Source organism: Haloarcula mannanilytica (assembly GCF_005406125.1).
GTDB classification, from domain to species: domain Archaea; phylum Halobacteriota; class Halobacteria; order Halobacteriales; family Haloarculaceae; genus Haloarcula; species Haloarcula mannanilytica.
On record NZ_BIXZ01000001.1, the window covers coordinates 346,947 to 363,248 of the forward strand.

The following is a 16,302-nucleotide window of genomic DNA, read 5'->3' on the forward strand; positions in this document are numbered from 1 at the left end:
CAGACACCTGTCTGACAGAGGGGGAAAACTAATAACTGCTCGTCTGCAAGGACGCTTTAAATTATGGATTCGATAATTGACGACGCTATCGACGAGGCAGAGCAAGACGGGGAGGACGCGGACGGAGGAACTATCGACGAAACGACATCGACGCCGTCTCAGGACATGTCTACGTCCGGGACGATGTCGGACGAAGAGCTGTCGAGCGTCGTCAAAGACCTCGAAACGAAAATCACGGTCGTCGGCTGTGGCGGTGCCGGCGGGAACACGGTCACCCGGATGATGGAGGAAGGCATCCACGGAGCCAAGCTCGTCGCCGCAAACACCGACGCACAGCACCTCGCCGACGAGGTGGCCGCCGACACCAAGATTCTCATCGGGCGCAAGCGCACCGGCGGGCGCGGCGCAGGTTCGGTCCCGAAAATCGGCGAAGAGGCCGCCCAAGAAGACATCGAGGACATCCAGCAGTCCATCGACGGCTCGGACATGGTGTTCGTCACCGCGGGGCTTGGCGGCGGGACCGGAACCGGCGCGGCCCCGGTGGTCGCACAGGCCGCACAGGAAGCCGGCGCACTCACTATCTCCATCGTCACGATTCCGTTCACCGCTGAGGGTGAGCGCCGCCGTGCAAACGCCGACGCCGGTCTCGAACGGCTCCGCTCCGTTTCTGACACGGTCATCGTCGTCCCGAACGACCGCTTGCTCGATTACGCCCCCAGCATGCCGCTGCAGGACGCCTTCAAGATCTGTGACCGCGTCCTCATGCGCTCGGTCAAGGGCATGACCGAACTGATTACCAAGCCCGGCCTGGTCAACGTGGACTTCGCCGACGTTCGCACTATCATGGAGAACGGTGGCGTCGCCATGATCGGCCTCGGCGAATCCGACTCTGAGAACAAGGCTCAGGACTCCATCCGCTCGGCGTTGCGCTCGCCGCTGCTCGATGTCGAGTTCGACGGCGCGAACTCCGCGCTTGTCAACGTCGTCGGCGGCCCCGACATGAGCATCGAGGAGGCCGAGGGCGTCGTCGAGGAGATCTACGACCGGATCGACCCCGACGCCCGCATCATCTGGGGCGCGTCGGTCAACAACGAGTTCGAGGGCAAGATGGAGACGATGATCGTCGTCACCGGCGTCGAGAGCCCCCAGATCTACGGCCAGAGCGAGGCCGAACAGGAGAAGGCGGCCCAGCAACTCGGCGAAGACATCGACTACGTCGACTGAGGAGCGAGTCGACCCCAGTCGGAACCCGACAGAACCCAATTTTCAAATATCGTACTCAGATAGGCACCTGGGAGCGGTAGCTGTGTCTCACCGACAGTATAATCGTTTCCCCCTTCAGATCGTTCTAAGCCGCGGGATAGACAGTTTAGCTGTGACAGACAAACGGTGTTGCGCTGTAAGGTACACAAAAAATAACTATTAGTATCAATAATCGTAACGATACGTATTTAAATAGATACCATCTGCTCCTGCGCATGGGCATGGATTCACGGCGTAGTGTTCTTAAGAAAATAGCAGGAACGGGGGTGTTGGGCGTCTCGTCCGGGTGCCTCGGTTCGTTTTCTGGACGTGGTGAAACGGTGCAGTTCGGCGCGTTATTCCCGCTCAGTGGCTCTCTCGAACGGCTCGGGACTCACGGGAAGTATGCGACCGAACAGGCGGTTGCCGACATCAACGACGCCGGCGGTATCAACGGGGCCGAAGTCGAGCTTACAGCGCTTGATACTGAGGGGAGCGTCGAAACGGCGACCGAGCAGTATCAGTCGCTCGTCGACCAAGGAATCGTCGGATTCGTCGGCGGTCTCATCAGCGACGTGTCGATAGCGCTCGCCCCGGAGGCGGCGTCCGACGGTGTCATGGAAGTCAGCCCCGCGAGCACGGCCCCACAGCTATCGACTGCGGGCCGAGCGGACGGCGCGAAATACTTCGGGCGAGTGGTTCCGAGCGACGGGGCACAGGCCGAAGTCATGGCGAAGGCGCTTGACGACCCGATGCACGTCGGTGCGAACTCGGTCGCGCTGTTGAGCATCGACAACTCCTTCGGCGCTGGGCTCGCCGAGGCCCAAAAGCAGGCCCTCGATAGCGAGGTCGTCGCCGACGTTCGGTTCGATCCGACGGCGGAGTCGTTCGACGATGTCATCGGTGCCGTCTTCGAAAACGACCCGGACGCGGTCGGTTTTACGTGCGCCGCCGGCCAGGAGGGGGGCGTTCTCGATGCGTACGGCCAATCCGAGCATGACGTACCGTGGGTGTTCTCCTCGGGAATGTTCGGCGGTGACCTCCCGTCGTACTACGAGGGGTTCTACAGCGCGTCGTTCTCCTCGGGTCGAACGGACGGCTACTTCGACCTGGTGCGGCGGTTCACCGACATCGACGAACCTGCGGCGTACGCGGTCAACGCCTACGACGCGCTGTTTCTTATGGCAAGTGCCGCCGAAAAGGCAGGCGAGAGCAGCGGGCCTGCAATCGCCGAAACAATCCAGTCCGTTTCCGGCGGCTCGGGACACACAGTCTCCGTTGGGGATTTCGACCGCGTCCGGTCGCTCATCGAAGCGGGCCGCGACGTGAACTACCAGGGCGCGTCCGGCAGCGTCGACCTGACCGACGACCTCGAACCGCTGAGTTCGTACGTGATCGAGCGGGTCACTGGGGGGACAATCGAGTCCCTGGAACTGCTGCAACCGCAATACTTCCAATCGGAGGGCGGGCAATGAGTTCGCTTCCCAAGCGGATCGTCGAGGCGACAGAGCGGTCACTCCCCGACGGTATCCGAAAGCGATACGCCGCGAAGTTCGGCGTCCTGTTGCTCGGTGTGGTCGTCGTTCTCGCACTCGGCGGAGCGGCAATCCATCTCGAAACGCAGTCACTGGTCGAGGACCAGACCGAGGAACAGATCCGCGGCGTCGCGGAATCAGAAGCCAGTTCCATCTCGGACTGGGCCGGGACCAAGCAGTCGACCGCATCGTTCCTCGCGGACTCGGTCAGCGACCGGTCCGCGTCAGCATCGGCGGCCGACCACCAGCGGTGGCTCGAACAGAAGCTCATCGGGCTGCCCGGTGACGTGCGGTCGCTCCATTACGTCGACGCCGACGACGGGACAGTCATCGCCAGTACCGACGACGACCTGAACGGGGCGTCGCTCGCCGCCGTCGACCAGCCGTGGACTGACAGCAGCGGCGCAGTCGTCTCGTCGGGGCCGACGGGAACGTCCCAGCCCTACGAGCGCGGGAACGAGCCGGTCATCGCGTTCCTCCAGCCCGCCGGTGACGGCACGTACATGGTCCTGACCGCCTCCCTGGAATCGCGCTCCCACGGGTTCACGTCACCGTTTGCGACCGGCGACGTGAAGGTCGTCGGCTCGGACGGCCAGATAATTCTGGACAACCGGAAAAGTTCGATTCTCGAACAGTACACGACGCGCGGGGACGAAACCGAAACGGCCGTCGATTCGGCCCTCAACGGCGAGACGGGATACGCACAGGTCTCCGCCAGAACGGGGATGGACGAAGGCGAGTACGTGATGGCGTACACGCCGGTCACCGGTACCGAGTGGGCGCTGTTGTATCACGTCCCGGCGAACCAGGCCTTCGCGCTCCAGTCGGCAGTCTCTGAGAACATTGCGCTTCTCGTGGCGCTGGCCGTCGGGGCGCTGTTCGTGGTCGGGATGACCATCGGCCGCGGGACCGCACAGGCGCTCTCCCGTGTGGCCGAAACCGCCGAAGACATTGCCGCCGGGGAGATCAACAGTACCCTCCCCGAGACGACGCGCGTCGACGAGATGGGACAGCTGTACAACTCCTTTGCGTCGATGCAGTCGTACCTGACAACTGCCGCGAACCAGGCCGATGCGCTCGCTGAAAAACGGTTCGACGACCCGGCGCTGGACGAGAACATCCCCGGCGAGTTCGGCGCGGCGCTGTCGGAGATGGGCGAGGACATCCAGACGCTGATTACCGATGTCGAGACCGCCCGTGACGAAGCGGAGGCCGCAAAGGAGGACGCCGAGGCGATGGCGTCCGCCCTCGAATCGAAGGCCGCGGAGTTCAGCGACGTGATGGACAGATCGGCAGATGGGGACCTCACCCAGCGGATGGCGACCGACAGCGACTACGACGCCATGGTCGACATCGCCGAGAGTTTCAACGAGATGATCGCGGAACTCGAACGGACGGTCAATCGCATCGAAGGGTTCGCCGGGACCGTCGACACCTCGACGGAGGCTATCTCGGCGAGCGCACAGGAGGTACGGTCGGCCAGCGAGCAGGTGAGCGAGTCGGTCCAGCAGATCGCCGACGGCGCTGACGAGCAAAACAAGAACATCCAGCAGGTCAGCGACGAGATGACGGACCTGTCGGCAACCGTCGAAGAAATCACGTCGTCGACCGACGAGGTCGCATCGAAGTCACAGCAGGCCGTCAACGCCGGCGAGTCCGGCCGCGAGTACGCCGAGCAGGCCGCTGCCGAAATCGATGCGCTCGAACGGAAGTCCGCCGAGGCTATCGAACAGGTCGAGTCCCTCGCCGAGGAAATGGAACGGATCGGCGAGGTCACGACGCTGATCGACGAAATCGCGGAGCAGACGAACATGCTCGCGCTCAACGCGAACATCGAGGCCGCACGCGCCGGCGAAGCGGGCGAAGGGTTCGCTGTTGTGGCCCGCGAGATCAAGACGCTCGCCGAGGAAACGCAGGAAGCGACGACCGACATCGAATCCATGATCGACGAGATACAGTCCCGGACGGACTCCACCGTTGCGGACATGCAGGATATGGGTGAGAGCGTCGACACCGGCAAGGAGACAGTCGAGAACGCGACGGATGCGCTAACGGACATCGTCCAGCGGGTCGACGAAGCCAACGACGGCGTCCAGGCTATCAGCGACGCGACCGACGAACAGGCGGCCTCGATGGAAGAGGTCGTCTCGATGGCCGAGGAAGTCGGCTCGATCAGCGAGGAAACGTCTGCCGAGGCCGAGAACGTCGCCGCGTCCGCCGAGGAACAGACCGCCTCGATTACGGAGGTCACCGAGAAGATACAGTCGCTGTCCAGTCAGGCGAGCGACCTCAAGGGCCTGATCGATCAGTTCGAAACCGGACGTGTCGACGACGGACGTGACGTGGGCACACGTGGTGAAGCAGCACCGACTGACGACTGATCGGGCTAAGACCGGACATCTGGTCCGCCAGCCGACTGTTCTTTCAACAAATAGTGTCCTGTCACTGTCTGCGTGACACACCGTCACGGCTGCGCATACGTCGCCGCGCACCACAATATAGAAAAGCCACCAGTGGGTACGACCCGCTATGGACGTTCCATACGATCTCACCTCCTACATCCGGGTACTCAAACTGGCGAGTACGCCGTCGTGGGAGGAGTTCTCCCAGATCGCGAAAATCGCCGGCGCGGGCATCGCGCTGGTCGGACTGCTCGGGTTCATCATCTTCGCCGTGATGACCTTCATCCCTGGCAGCAAGCCGGTGTAAACCGATGGGCATCTACGCAGTCAAAACCACGGCCAGCCAGGAACGCACTGTTGCGGACATGATCATCTCCCGCGAAGAGGACGAGATCCACGCCGCGCTCGCGCCGGACTCGCTGACGAGCTACGTGATGGTCGAGGCCGATGACGCAGCCGTCTTCGACCGCATCCTCGACGAAATTCCCCACGCTAACGGCGTCGTGCAGGGAGAGTCTTCGATGGCGGAAGTCGAGCACTTCCTCTCGCCGAAGCCGGACGTGGAAGGCATCGCGGAGGGCGATATCGTCGAACTCATCGCCGGCCCGTTCAAGGGCGAGAAAGCGCAGGTCCAGCGCATCGACGAGGGCAAGGACCAGGTCACCGTCGAACTGTACGAGGCAACGGTTCCGATTCCGGTGACCGTGCGCGGTGACCAGATTCGGGTTCTCGACTCTGAAGAGCGATAAAAGAATAGCGGCTTCGCCGCCGGTTCACGGCCACGAGCACAGCGAGTGGTCGGTTTTTTCGCGGTGACTACCAAGCGGGGCCATCGCCGCTTCAAAAAACACAGCCTTACGCTTCGCCGCCTTCCAGTCGGTCGATGACCTCGCTCATGTTGGCGACGGCCTCGACGGACTCCTTGATCTGTTCGCGACGGCGGACCTGAGCGGCGGAGGCGTCGTAGGCGCGGACGTACTCGGCGCGGGAGTGTTCGTCGAAAGCGTGCTTGATGGCGAAGTAGCCATCGGGGACGATGGCGCCACACACCTTGCACTCGATGCGGTCATGTTCGACCGACTGATGAATGATGAGTTCCTCGACGCGGTCGAACTGTCTGTCGTCCCCTTCGATGTCGCACTCCCAGCGTGGCATTTGCTCAGTGGCAGGCGACGCGGGGGTAAAAACCTTGGCTGCTACCTGTCAGCGGTCTGTCCCGCATTCTGCCGAAACGGAAACCCCTAATGGCAGTACGGGGTTAGCGTTGACCGTGCAACCTGAGGGGTACGCCGTCGATCTCCATGTGAAGGTACTCGACGAGGGGGTCGTTGAGCGGGCGAAGGCCCGTGGGCTCGACGCGCTGGTGTACGCGCCGCATTTCACGCGGCTGCCGGAGATACGGCGGCAAGCCGAGGCGTTCTCCGACGATGAGCTGACGGTGTTCCCGGCCCGAGAGATATTTACAGGGACCTGGCAACAGCGCCGGCACGTGTTGGCGGTCGGGCTCGAAGAACCCGTCCCGGACTTCATAACCTTCGACGGTGCGATGCGGGAACTCGACCGCCAGGACGCGGCCGTCCTCGTTCCCCATCCCGGCTTTCTCAACGTGAGTCTCGGACTGGAAGATATCGAGGCGTACGAGGAGACTATCGACGCGCTGGAGGTGTACAATCCAAAGCAACTGTCACACCACCGAGACCGCGCACGCTCGTTCACATCGGAGACCGGCCACGAGCCGTTCGCCTCGTCGTATGCGCACGTCCGTGGCACCGTCGGCGAGGCGTACGTGACATTCACTGAGGCCTTCGAGGACGTGGCCGCTCTCAGTGCGGCGCTGAAAACCGGCGCGGAGCGGACCCTGTTCCATCGTGACGGCATCACACACAATTTCCGGCGGGCGGTCGAGTGGGCGCATCTGGGGCTGGAAAACACCTGGGGGAAGTTCGACCGACTGATGTTACAGGGCACTGAACCGACCCATCCCGACCAGGTCGCCTACGACGGGCGGTTCGACGACGTGAAGGTGTATTAAACAAGGAACGTGCTGTTCTCGACGACGAAGGTCCGAACTGTCGGCGGCAGGTATTGCGGCAGGACATGAATCAACAGTCCGACAGCGGCCAGTTCGAGGATGGTGATCGCCACGGTGACGACCTCGGCGTACTCACTGGTGGTGGTCACACCCGTCGGTGAGCCGTACTCCGTGTCCGAAATGGGGTAAAACAGCGCGATGCCCCGACGGGAGCCGAAGTAGTCGAGCACGTAGTGTGTGAGGACGCCGAGCCACACCCACTGGAGATTGCCGCCGTGATACAGCGGATGGGCCAGGAATATGACGAGAACGGGGATGTTGTGCAGCGTCTTGCGGTGCTTTCCGAAGGCGGTATCGACATCGGGAAACAGTGCGCCCAGGACGACGGGGAGAAACACTTCCGCGATTGTCGCGAACGTCGTCACGTCGCCAGAAGGGTCCAGCACGTAGCCCAGTCCGATGCTCAGGAGGACGGCGTTCAGGACGTGCCCACGTTTGTTCATCTACCGGACCGTCCGTGTCCCAAGTAAAAGACCTTACTACTCCTGTAGGGCGGTTTCCAGGTCCCGGAGCGCCTGTGTTGCGATGGCGTCTTTGACCTCGCGGCGGCTGCCGTCGAACTCGTAGCGGGTGACAGTGACGCCGGACTCGTTGGTCCCCCATGGTGCGGCCTCAGCGACGGCGATGTAGACCGTCCCGACGGGAGTCTCCGGCGTCCCGCCGCTCGGTCCGGCCACGCCGGTCGTGGCGACGCCCCAGTCGGATGTGGCTGTATCGCGGACTCCCTGGGCCATCTCCGCCGCGACCGGCTCAGAGACCGCGCCGTGGGCGTCAAGCGATTCCCGCGAGACGGCCAGCACCTCTCGCTTGGCGTCGTAGGAGTAGGTGACCAGCGAGCGGTCGAAGTAGTCGCTGGAGCCGGGCACGTCCGTTATTTTCGATCCCACCAATCCGCCGGTACAGGACTCCGCGATAGCGACCGTCTGCTCGGCCTCTCGGAGGCGCTCCCCGACGCGCTTCTCGACCGGGTCCACTGTATCGTCTGCCATTGCCGGTCGTTGGCGGGACGGGCGAATAAGCGTTCAGGGAGCAGGGATACTTTCATCCCAGAGACACGACAGTGTGTATGACCTATCAGACGACGCTCGGCTGGTCACTCGTTACCTCGGGTATCGTGACGCTACTCCTCTGGGTCCTGCCGGGCTCGGACCTCCTGTGGGGACTGGCGTTGCTGGTGCTCGGCGGACTGGTGCTGTACATCCGCCAGTAGACAGAAAAGCAGACGGAGCCGGCAGTCCGAATGTCGGTATGGACTACACGGAACCCCAGTTCTTCCGGGTCATGCAGTACGCGGCCCGGGCCGACCGGGACGTGGTGGACATGGTGTCGGGCAATCCCGACTGGGACCCGCCCGAGGGGCTTCGGGACGGACTCAGGGACTACGCCGAGGCCCCGGCCGACGACTACCAGTACCCGCCCAGCGTGGGGCTGACGCCCCTCCGGGACGAGATCGCCGCTCGCCGCGACGTGGACCGGGACCGAGTGATTGTCACGAACGGCGCTGGCGAAGCGAACCACCTTGCGATGACCGGCGGGCTCCACCGCTTCGACGGCAACGAAATCCTCCTGACAGATCCCGTCTACCCCTACTACGCCGGCCGGGCGAACTTCATCGGCGCGGACATCTCCTTCGTCCCGGTCGATGACCACAACCGGCTGAACCCGGCGGACGTTCGGGCGGCCGCCAGCGACGAGACGGCCGTCATCGTCGTCAACTCGCCGAACAACCCCACTGGCGCGGTGTACGACGCTGACGCGATGGCCGAGTTCGCAGCTATCGCGGAGGAGTACGACGCCCTGTTGCTCAGTGACGAGGTGTACGACCACTTCGACTACGCGGGACGGTTCAGTTCGGCGCTACGCGCCGATTCCGACCACGTCGTCGCCACTAATTCCTTCTCGAAAACGATGGCGATTACCGGCTTCCGGGTCGGCTACGCGATTTTCCCGCCGGAGGACGGCCCGACTGGCGACCTGCTGGAGCGCGCTCGCACCCAGCACATGCTCACCAACGTCACCGGGAGCCGACCGGCACAGTACGCCGTCCTGCGGGCGCTGAAGACGACGAGTCCCGACTACTACGCCGCCTGCCGACGGCGACTCGAAGCCCGCGTCAGCGATTTCTGTGCCGCACTGGCCGAGGTTGGTGCCGAGTACAATCGCCCCGACGGCGGCTTCTATGTGATGGCGCGGTTCCCCGACTTCCCCGGCTCTTTCGAGAACGTGTACGAACTCATCGAGGAGGCCGGCGTCGCCGGGATGCCCGGCGAAGCGTTCGGCGAGTCCCGGAGTGACTGGATACGGTTCGCGCTCGTGACGCCCCGGGTGGACGAGGCAGCCGACCGGCTGGCGGACTATTTCGAGTAAGAGGCGGCGGTCGTCTGCTCAGCCGAAAATCAGTTCCACGTCCATCGCCCGCGCCAGCAGGTCGTCGTGGTAGTACTCCTCGGTCTGTGCGGGGTGGGTCTCGTCGATGGCCCGCACCGTTTTGACGGTGTTGGCGAAGTTCTTGTACGTCGCCTCGTCGACCATCTGACCGTCGACGACAACCGCGCCGGTCCCCTCCCGTTTGGCTTCGTTGAACGACTCGATTTTGTGGAGGTCCCGTTCCAGTTCCTCGGTTGTCGGCATGTGGATGCGGTTGGCCTGCGTGGTCTGTTTTGGGTGCAGCGACCACGAGCCGTCGATACCGATAGTCGCCTCGTGTTCGACCTGGTCGGCGTACCCCTCGGCGTTGTAGTAGGTGACCCCGGCCCGTTCGTGGAACAACTGGTCGAAGGGGCCGCCGATAGACACGATGTCGGCCGCGCTCGTCTCGTTCGAGAGGGCTTCGAGCAGGCCGTCCCAGCGGGGCCGCTCGCCGTTGAGCGCGCGGCCACCGAGTTCCGCCGTGTAGTCCACCGGCCCGAAGACGAGCGCTGAGAGGCGCGAACCAGCCGCGAACTGACAGATCTCACGGAGGTCAGAGCGGCCCGGCGCGGTCTCCAGAATAATCGCCATATCCAGCGCCCCCTCGGAAAGCCCCGCGTCCCGTTCGGCGTCGGCGATGACGCCCGCAGCGTCGCGCACGTCCTCAAGGCGGCCAACTTTCGGGAAGACGAAGCCATCCAGTTCCTGGCCGACCTCCTCAGCCAGGCGCGTCACCTGCTCGATGCCGCGCTCGCGGGCGTCGGCGTCGTCGTAGGCCCACTCGACCCGCGGGAGAATCTCCCCGGCGAAGTCGTCGGCATGGTCGGGGACGTGCTCGACGATGTTGTCGACGGCTTCGGCTTTCATCGACGGCGCGGTGCCGTCCTCGATGTCGGGGACGAGCCAGTCCGGGGTCTGGAACCCCTCGCTGGTGAGCCCCGAGACGAGGAATTTCGCGCTGTTGTCGTTCGGTATCGCGGCCGGTGCGGTCTGGAAGGTGCGACAGAGTCGTGTCATGTGTTTCGCTGAATGAGTGCGGTTCGCCGGCCCGAGTAGACCGGGGTCTGGTCCTGGTTGAACGCGACGTGTTCGAACGTGACCGCGCCGGCTCGCTCCGGTCCGGCGTTGGAGTCACAGTCGAGGACACGGGTGAACCCATAAATGGTGTCGCCGAGCGTGACGAAGTCGTGGAACCGCTCGTTGGCGAAACGACGCTCGCGGTAGGTCGCCTCGTCCGAGCGGGCGTGGGCGAGTGCAACCGACCGGGTCACGTCGCCGTAGGCGACGATGTCGCCCGAGGGCGAGTCGTCCATCTCGTCGCGGTTGTGGTGCTGGCGAGCGGTGTTGAGCGTCGCCAGCGGGAGTCCCGCGACCAGTTGGTCGTCCATCGTCCGCCCGCGTTCGTGGCGGTAGGCGACGGCAGCGTTCTCCTCGTCGGCGCGTTCGAGTGCCGTCTGGAAGTCCTCGAAGTGTTTGCCGTCGGGCGTCAGGAGCGTGTCCGGTAGCGTCGGACCGCCTGCGTCCTGCTCGCCGACCGCGCCGCCGCTGCCGTCGGTCGCTGCTGGCTCCCGGCGCGGAATCATATTCGTCCGCTGGTAGGAGACCAGCGTCTCCCCGGTCTCGCGGTCCCGACCCTCCGTCTCCCAGGTGACGATGCCGTATTTCGGCCGGGACGATGAGGTACGCGTGTCGACCACCGTCGAGGTAACCGATAGCGGCGTCCCCGCCGTCGCAGGCCGGTGAAAGCGCACGTCGTCCCGGCCGAGGAAGTACCCGCCCTTCTCCGAAAGATCCTCGACGGTGATGCCCATGACGCAGGCCAGCAGATAGTCCGGGTGGACCGGACGCTCCTCGAAGCCCCGCTCCCGGGCTGTATCAGCCCGCCAGTACGCCGGGTCGTGGTTGAGTGTCTGCCCCATCCACTGCTCGCTGCCGTGCTGGGAGAGAGACAGGCCGGGGTCGTGGTCGAGTTCGTCGCCCTCCGCGAAGAACTCGAAGAAGTGGCCCTTCTCGCGGGTCTCGGCCCGGTCCAGCAGGGAATCGAACGTCTCGGCGTCCGAGAGGTCCAGCGCGTCGGGGTCGGTCCAGTCAGTCATCGGCCGGCACCTCCCGGGCGGCGTCTCGTCTGGCGAGCGCCCGCCGCATCTCGTTGGTGACGACCATGAAGCCCTCGTCGAAGCCCATCCCGGGCTTTGCCAGCACCTGAGCGGCGTCGGTCGCCAGCGCCACGTGGGCACAGGCCCGGGCCGAGGTCACGGTCTCGTTGCACGTCCCGCCGACGTAGGCGCGAGTGTCCGTGCCGTCGCAGTACAGCACGGCTTCGGCCGACCGTTGGATGCCGCCCAGATCCGGCGTCTTTATCTGGACCAGGTCGGCGGCTTCCGCGTCGACGAACGCCTGCACGTCCGCGAAGGTGTTGCACCACTCGTCGGCGACGATATCCACGTCGACACCGGCGTCGGCAAGCCCCTCGCGGAGTTCGGCCATCTCGGCTATCTGTGCTTCGCGGCCGCCGGCGTCCATCGGCCCCTCGACCTGCAGAGGGTACGGCGCGGCGGCCTCTCGCAGGGTCTCGAAGTAGTCGGTCACCTCGGTCCTGTCGTACGGGGGGCCGAACACCTTCCCGAGGATGCCGTACACGTCGACGTGGAAGCGCGGCGAGTACGGTTCCGGCCCCAGCGCCGTCGCTCGGTCGGAAAGCCAGGCGAGGTAGTCGCGCAAGCCCTCGCCGTTCTCGCCGACCTTCTCGACGCTGTTGAACAGGCCGTGTGGGAGGACTGGCACACCCTTAATCAGCATCTTCTCGGCATTGATGCGGCGCTCGTCGCCGGACTGTCCGAACACTGGGACTGGCGAGGTCGCCGGTTCGGTGTCGTAGGTGTCTGCGAGCACGTCCGTCGGCGTCACGCCGCGTGCTCGTGCGGCGGCATTGAGAAGCGCCTGCGAAACGCCGTAGCGGACCGCGGTGTGGAGTTGCTCACCGCCCGAGCGCTGTGGGTCCATCTCCTCCAGCATCGTGGCGTTGGCTCCGAACTGGGTCGCGTCCTGCCCGCGGAGCGCGTCGGCGACGGGACCCTCGACGACGGGGCGGTACTTCTCGGCCCGGAACAGCGGGTCGCGACCGCCAGCGCCGGAGTACTGCACCGCGGCGCAGTCGCCGGTCGCGATAGAGCCGTCGGCGAGTTCGATTTCCACAATGAGCGCCTCGCCGGCCTCGCGGATGCGGTCGAACCCCTCCGTGACCGGCTGGCCGTCGTAGGCGAACCCGCTCTGAGTCGCGCCGTCCTTGATGGCCTGCTGGTCGTCGAAGAAGAATCCGGAGAGGCCTGGAACTGTCCGAACGTCCTCAATCCGCATCGCTCGCACCTCCTGCGGGGCCGTTGTCGCCCGTTGGACGCCCGATGAGCTTCCCGTCGCTGATGGCGTCCACGTCGTCGGCGACCATTCGGAACGACTGGTCGCGGCCCTCAGTTTCGGCCCGTTCGCCGAGCCGCGCGGCGTGAATTTCTTTGATGTCGTCCGGCAGCGCGAGGTCCGCAAACTCGAAGATGCGAACTCGGCCGTCGTCGTCTCTGGCCGGCAGCACTGCGCCCTTGGCGGCGTCACTCGGTGCGAACGGCACGTCCAGCGCGCCGCTGTCGAAGGCGTTGATGACCCCCTGTGCCACGTCGCCGTCGCCGGCCTCGTAGATGGCGTCCATCAGCGCCCGAGTCTCGCGTTCGATGAGCGCCTGTTCCTCTTCGATACCCCCGAGGTCGATGTCCTGTTCGATCATCATATCGATGAGCTGTCTCGTGGTCCGCAGTCCGGCCGCGTTGGCCTCCTTCGTCGGCACGCCCTGGAACTCCTGGGCGGACTTCGTGATGACTTTGTCCGGCTGTGCGACGGCCGCCGTCGCGCCGCCGAGACTGATGACGCCGTTGGCGCGGGCCTCGTCGGGCGGGAACCCGCCCATCCACTCGTGGAAGACGGTCGTGACCGTCACCTCGTCGCGGAGGTACTCGTTGCCGAGCTTCCGCAGCGCGCGTAGCGCCGCCACGTCCTGTACGAGATTGCCGACCTGTCCGTAGCCCAGCGTGAGCGAGCGAACGCCCTGCGTGGCGGCAAGCTCGCCCTCGACGAGCATCACCGCGATAGCGATGCTCGGCGGGACGAGGGTGCCGGTCAGCGGACCGAACGGTTCGCGGTTGATAGTCACGCCGCGCTCGGTGTAGGCCCCACAAAGCCGGTCGACGAACTGCCAGTGTTCGATGGTCGTCGCCAGGTCGTGGCGTTTCGTGTACGGGATGTTGTAGGAAATCGGGCCGCCCTCGAAACTCTGGAAGCCACCGGCGAGCGTGACCATCGCCAGAAGCCGGGCGTCGGGCGTGCCGTGGCGAACCTCGACCGGGGCATCTAGCGCCCGGATGAGCCGTCGGCAGTCCTCAACGCCGTGGTTGACTGCGGGGAAGCCGTTCAGTTCGTTCTCGTCGCTACCGCGGGAGGCCGCCAATCCCTCCTCGGCCTTCTCGTACTCGTTGTCGCGCGTGTACGAGTCGATGGTCGTCGGCAGGAGGTCAGCACCGCCCTCGTCCTGTAGATACCGCAGGAGGTCGATCTGCTCTTCGAGGCAGGGAACGCCCGCCCGTGGCTGGAGGAGCGGCTGGTCGGCCGACTCAAGCACCGTGGCGAACTGCTTTGAAGCCGGCAGCGACTCGTGGAAGGCGATGGCCTCCTCGAAGTCGACTTCCCGGCCCGTGTGCCAGTTGTCCCTGAGGTCGTTTGCGATGCGCTGTAGCTGGTCGTCGCTGAGTCGTTCGTCTGTTGGCATGGTCACCCGTCGACCCGTATCTGCTCCGCCTCTGTGGTCGTCAACTGCAGGTCTTCACGGAGCATCTCGATTGCCTCCTCCGGGTCCGTCTCCGCGTCGAAGACGCGGTCGAAGCCCATCTGTCGGAAGGTCGCTTGCGTCTCCTCGAAGTCGGACTGTCCGACGGCGAGGTTCCCGCCGACGTAGGTGAGCACGTCGAGCCCGGCGGCGTCGAGTTCGTCGTGCAGCCCCTCGCAGTCCTGGCGGGCGTGCCCGTACAGGGAGGATACCAGTACCGCCTCGGCGTCGTGAGATTTCGCGGCGCTGACGAACTCGTCCTGAGAGGTCTGGACACCGAGGTTAATTACCTCGAAGCCAGCGGCCGAGAGCGCCTGCTCTAAAATCGTGATACCGACGACGTGTGCGTCGGAGCCAATCACGCCGAGGATAACGGTCCGGGGCATGTACTACGTCGTGGTCGGCGGGTGGTGATAAACCTAATGGTCTTTCATGATAATATGGCCTTAAAGAATATATAATGAATTATCAGGAAGGTTTATCCCGCCGCCCCGTCGTGGTTTTCCTATGGGTGCGCTTGACGACTTGCGTGTGCTCGACCTGACACAGGTCCTCGCCGGACCGTACTGTACGATGTTGCTCGCGGATATGGGCGCGGACGTGGTAAAGGTCGAGCGCCCCGGCGGCGACCTCATCCGGTCGAACCCGCCGTTCGTGGCCGACGGCGACGAGGAGGCCTACGGCGGCTACTTCCAGAGCGTTAACCGGGGGAAGCGGTCGCTCGAACTCGACCTCGGAACCCAGGCGGACCGCGAGGCGTTCCTCTCGCTCGTCGAGCGCGCGGACGTGGTCGTCGAGAACTTCAAGGCCGGCACGATGGAGAAGTTCGACTGCGGCTACGAGACGCTGCGAGAGCACAACCCAGAGCTCATCTACTCCTCGATCCGGGGCTTTGGCGACCCGCGAACGGGTGAGACCCATCGGCAGGGCCAGCCCTCCTTCGACCTCATCGCGCAGGCGCTGGGCGGGGTCATGGAGATCACCGGCCAGCCCAACGGGCCGCCGACGAAGGTCGGCCCCGGCGTCGGCGACATCTTCACTGCCGCGCTGAACGCCGTCGGCATCCTCGCGGCCGTGCATCACCGCGAGCGCACAGGCGAGGGCCAGTACGTCGACACGGCGATGTACGACTCGATGGTGTCGCTCTGTGAGCGGACGGTGTACCAGTACTCCTGTGACGGCGAGTCGCCGACCCGGCAGGGGAACTCACACCCGACACTGTTCCCGTACGACTCCTTCGAGGCCGCCGACGGCCACGTCGTCATCGCCGCCTTTTCCGACGGCCACTGGGAGGCGCTGTGCGAGGCGATGGACCGTCCGGACCTGGCCGCGGACTACCCCGACGCCGGCAGTCGCATCGCGAACCGAGAAGCCCTGCGCGGCGAGATAACCGACTGGGCCGCTACGGTCGATTCCGACACCATTCTCGAACTGCTCGAAGGGCGCGTCCCGGCCGCGCCGGTCCAGAACACCGCCGACATCTTCGACGACCCCCACATCCGCGACCGGGAGATGCTCGCCGATGTCGACCAGCCCGGAGCCGACGAGCGAATGACCATCGCCGGCAGTCCGATCAAGATGACCGAGACGATGCCCGCGCCGGGGGGGCGGGCACCGCTCTTGGATGAGCACAGAGCGGAGTTGCTCGACGAGGTTGCGGCCGAGGCCGAGACAAATCGGGTCGAAAGCGACGACTAACCGGCAACTGCCGGCAATTTTCACCACATCAGGGCAGGACCATTATCTATCATGAGC

17 protein-coding genes are annotated in these 16,302 nt (G+C 64.7%); 9 read left to right on the forward strand and 8 right to left on the reverse strand.

What is annotated here, in order from left to right; all coding sequences use genetic code 11:
- The first annotated feature begins 63 nt into the window (after positions 1 to 63).
- The 5 genes from ftsZ to Harman_RS01750 all read left to right on the forward strand — a co-directional run bounded on the left by ftsZ (position 64) and on the right by Harman_RS01750 (position 5,928).
- Complete coding sequence (ftsZ, locus tag Harman_RS01730) at positions 64 to 1,224, forward strand: cell division protein FtsZ (RefSeq protein ID WP_137682101.1); 1,161 nt, start codon at positions 64 to 66, stop codon at positions 1,222 to 1,224.
- A gap of 254 nt (positions 1,225 to 1,478) precedes the next feature.
- On the forward strand, positions 1,479 to 2,717 hold the full coding sequence (locus Harman_RS01735) for an ABC transporter substrate-binding protein (protein WP_137682102.1): 1,239 nt from the start codon (positions 1,479 to 1,481) through the stop codon (positions 2,715 to 2,717).
- Complete coding sequence (locus tag Harman_RS01740; RefSeq protein WP_137682103.1) at positions 2,714 to 5,158, forward strand: methyl-accepting chemotaxis protein; 2,445 nt, start codon at positions 2,714 to 2,716, stop codon at positions 5,156 to 5,158. The genes Harman_RS01735 and Harman_RS01740 overlap by 4 nt, the downstream gene beginning before the upstream one ends.
- Before the next feature lie 148 nt (positions 5,159 to 5,306).
- Positions 5,307 to 5,486 carry a protein translocase SEC61 complex subunit gamma gene (locus tag Harman_RS01745; protein WP_004592944.1) on the forward strand — a complete coding sequence of 60 codons (180 nt, stop codon included), beginning with the start codon at positions 5,307 to 5,309 and terminating at the stop codon, positions 5,484 to 5,486.
- A 4-nt stretch (positions 5,487 to 5,490) separates the two neighbouring features.
- Complete coding sequence (locus Harman_RS01750) at positions 5,491 to 5,928, forward strand: transcription elongation factor Spt5 (RefSeq protein ID WP_053968046.1); 438 nt, start codon at positions 5,491 to 5,493, stop codon at positions 5,926 to 5,928.
- 106 nt (positions 5,929 to 6,034) lie between these two features.
- On the opposite strand, the gene Harman_RS01755 is transcribed toward Harman_RS01750, so the two are convergent.
- Positions 6,035 to 6,334 carry a DUF7565 family protein gene (locus tag Harman_RS01755; RefSeq protein WP_137682104.1) on the reverse strand — a complete coding sequence of 100 codons (300 nt, stop codon included), beginning with the start codon at positions 6,332 to 6,334 and terminating at the stop codon, positions 6,035 to 6,037.
- A gap of 115 nt (positions 6,335 to 6,449) precedes the next feature.
- Between Harman_RS01755 and Harman_RS01760 the strand changes: the two genes are divergently transcribed.
- Positions 6,450 to 7,211: a PHP-associated domain-containing protein gene (locus Harman_RS01760; RefSeq protein ID WP_137682105.1), complete on the forward strand. Its 762-nt coding sequence runs from the start codon at positions 6,450 to 6,452 to the stop codon at positions 7,209 to 7,211.
- Here the strand turns inward: Harman_RS01760 and Harman_RS01765 are convergent.
- Both Harman_RS01765 and Harman_RS01770 read right to left on the reverse strand, forming a co-directional pair.
- Positions 7,208 to 7,714, reverse strand: coding sequence for a metal-dependent hydrolase (locus Harman_RS01765; RefSeq protein ID WP_137682106.1), 507 nt, complete (start codon positions 7,712 to 7,714; stop codon positions 7,208 to 7,210). The two genes, Harman_RS01760 and Harman_RS01765, sit on opposite strands and share 4 nt — an antisense overlap.
- Before the next feature lie 36 nt (positions 7,715 to 7,750).
- Positions 7,751 to 8,260 (reverse strand): CinA family protein, encoded by a 510-nt coding sequence (locus Harman_RS01770; protein ID WP_137682107.1) that lies wholly within the window; start codon positions 8,258 to 8,260, stop codon positions 7,751 to 7,753.
- 77 nt (positions 8,261 to 8,337) lie between these two features.
- Here Harman_RS01770 and Harman_RS21335 point away from each other — a divergent pair, with 77 nt between their 5' ends.
- Together Harman_RS21335 and Harman_RS01775 are read left to right on the forward strand one after the other, a co-directional pair.
- Positions 8,338 to 8,481 carry a hypothetical protein gene (locus Harman_RS21335; RefSeq protein ID WP_200830805.1) on the forward strand — a complete coding sequence of 48 codons (144 nt, stop codon included), beginning with the start codon at positions 8,338 to 8,340 and terminating at the stop codon, positions 8,479 to 8,481.
- A gap of 38 nt (positions 8,482 to 8,519) precedes the next feature.
- The gene (locus Harman_RS01775) at positions 8,520 to 9,638 is read left to right on the forward strand and encodes a pyridoxal phosphate-dependent aminotransferase (protein ID WP_137682108.1); all 1,119 of its coding nucleotides are present in this window, start codon (positions 8,520 to 8,522) and stop codon (positions 9,636 to 9,638) included.
- A gap of 18 nt (positions 9,639 to 9,656) precedes the next feature.
- Here the strand turns inward: Harman_RS01775 and citE are convergent, their stop codons facing one another.
- Genes citE through glmS form a run of 5 tightly spaced genes read right to left on the reverse strand, consistent with a single transcriptional unit; the run spans position 9,657 to position 14,933 of the window.
- Entirely contained in the window at positions 9,657 to 10,697 is a 1,041-nt protein-coding gene (citE, locus tag Harman_RS01780; protein ID WP_137682109.1) for an L-malyl-CoA/beta-methylmalyl-CoA lyase, read from the reverse strand.
- Positions 10,694 to 11,776 carry a 2-methylfumaryl-CoA hydratase gene (gene mch, locus Harman_RS01785; RefSeq protein WP_137682110.1) on the reverse strand — a complete coding sequence of 361 codons (1,083 nt, stop codon included), beginning with the start codon at positions 11,774 to 11,776 and terminating at the stop codon, positions 10,694 to 10,696. The genes citE and mch overlap by 4 nt, the downstream gene beginning before the upstream one ends.
- On the reverse strand, positions 11,769 to 13,037 hold the full coding sequence (locus Harman_RS01790) for a methylaspartate ammonia-lyase (RefSeq protein ID WP_137682111.1): 1,269 nt from the start codon (positions 13,035 to 13,037) through the stop codon (positions 11,769 to 11,771). Before Harman_RS01790 ends, mch begins: the two co-directional genes overlap by 8 nt.
- On the reverse strand, positions 13,027 to 14,490 hold the full coding sequence (locus Harman_RS01795; protein WP_137682112.1) for a methylaspartate mutase subunit E: 1,464 nt from the start codon (positions 14,488 to 14,490) through the stop codon (positions 13,027 to 13,029). The genes Harman_RS01790 and Harman_RS01795 overlap by 11 nt, the downstream gene beginning before the upstream one ends.
- Positions 14,491 to 14,492: 2 nt before the next feature.
- Positions 14,493 to 14,933, reverse strand: coding sequence for a methylaspartate mutase subunit S (gene glmS, locus Harman_RS01800; RefSeq protein ID WP_137682113.1), 441 nt, complete (start codon positions 14,931 to 14,933; stop codon positions 14,493 to 14,495).
- A gap of 121 nt (positions 14,934 to 15,054) precedes the next feature.
- On the opposite strand from glmS, the gene mct reads away from it, so the two are divergent.
- A complete protein-coding gene (mct, locus tag Harman_RS01805; RefSeq protein ID WP_137682114.1) occupies positions 15,055 to 16,245 on the forward strand; it encodes a succinyl-CoA:mesaconate CoA-transferase in 1,191 nt (396 codons plus the stop codon).
- The last annotated feature ends 57 nt before the right edge of the window (positions 16,246 to 16,302 follow it).

Coding starts and splice junctions, on each gene's coding strand:
- ftsZ (WP_137682101.1), top strand. CDS start 64: ATGGATTCGATAATTGACGACGCTATCGACGAGGCAGAGCAAGACGGG.
- Harman_RS01735 (WP_137682102.1), top strand. CDS start 1,479: ATGGGCATGGATTCACGGCGTAGTGTTCTTAAGAAAATAGCAGGAACG.
- Harman_RS01740 (WP_137682103.1), top strand. CDS start 2,714: ATGAGTTCGCTTCCCAAGCGGATCGTCGAGGCGACAGAGCGGTCACTC.
- Harman_RS01745 (WP_004592944.1), top strand. CDS start 5,307: ATGGACGTTCCATACGATCTCACCTCCTACATCCGGGTACTCAAACTG.
- Harman_RS01750 (WP_053968046.1), top strand. CDS start 5,491: ATGGGCATCTACGCAGTCAAAACCACGGCCAGCCAGGAACGCACTGTT.
- Harman_RS01755 (WP_137682104.1), bottom strand. CDS start 6,334: ATGCCACGCTGGGAGTGCGACATCGAAGGGGACGACAGACAGTTCGAC.
- Harman_RS01765 (WP_137682106.1), bottom strand. CDS start 7,714: ATGAACAAACGTGGGCACGTCCTGAACGCCGTCCTCCTGAGCATCGGA.
- Harman_RS01770 (WP_137682107.1), bottom strand. CDS start 8,260: ATGGCAGACGATACAGTGGACCCGGTCGAGAAGCGCGTCGGGGAGCGC.
- Harman_RS21335 (WP_200830805.1), top strand. CDS start 8,338: ATGACCTATCAGACGACGCTCGGCTGGTCACTCGTTACCTCGGGTATC.
- Harman_RS01775 (WP_137682108.1), top strand. CDS start 8,520: ATGGACTACACGGAACCCCAGTTCTTCCGGGTCATGCAGTACGCGGCC.
- citE (WP_137682109.1), bottom strand. CDS start 10,697: ATGACACGACTCTGTCGCACCTTCCAGACCGCACCGGCCGCGATACCG.
- mch (WP_137682110.1), bottom strand. CDS start 11,776: ATGACTGACTGGACCGACCCCGACGCGCTGGACCTCTCGGACGCCGAG.
- Harman_RS01790 (WP_137682111.1), bottom strand. CDS start 13,037: ATGCGGATTGAGGACGTTCGGACAGTTCCAGGCCTCTCCGGATTCTTC.
- Harman_RS01795 (WP_137682112.1), bottom strand. CDS start 14,490: ATGCCAACAGACGAACGACTCAGCGACGACCAGCTACAGCGCATCGCA.
- glmS (WP_137682113.1), bottom strand. CDS start 14,933: ATGCCCCGGACCGTTATCCTCGGCGTGATTGGCTCCGACGCACACGTC.
- mct (WP_137682114.1), top strand. CDS start 15,055: ATGGGTGCGCTTGACGACTTGCGTGTGCTCGACCTGACACAGGTCCTC.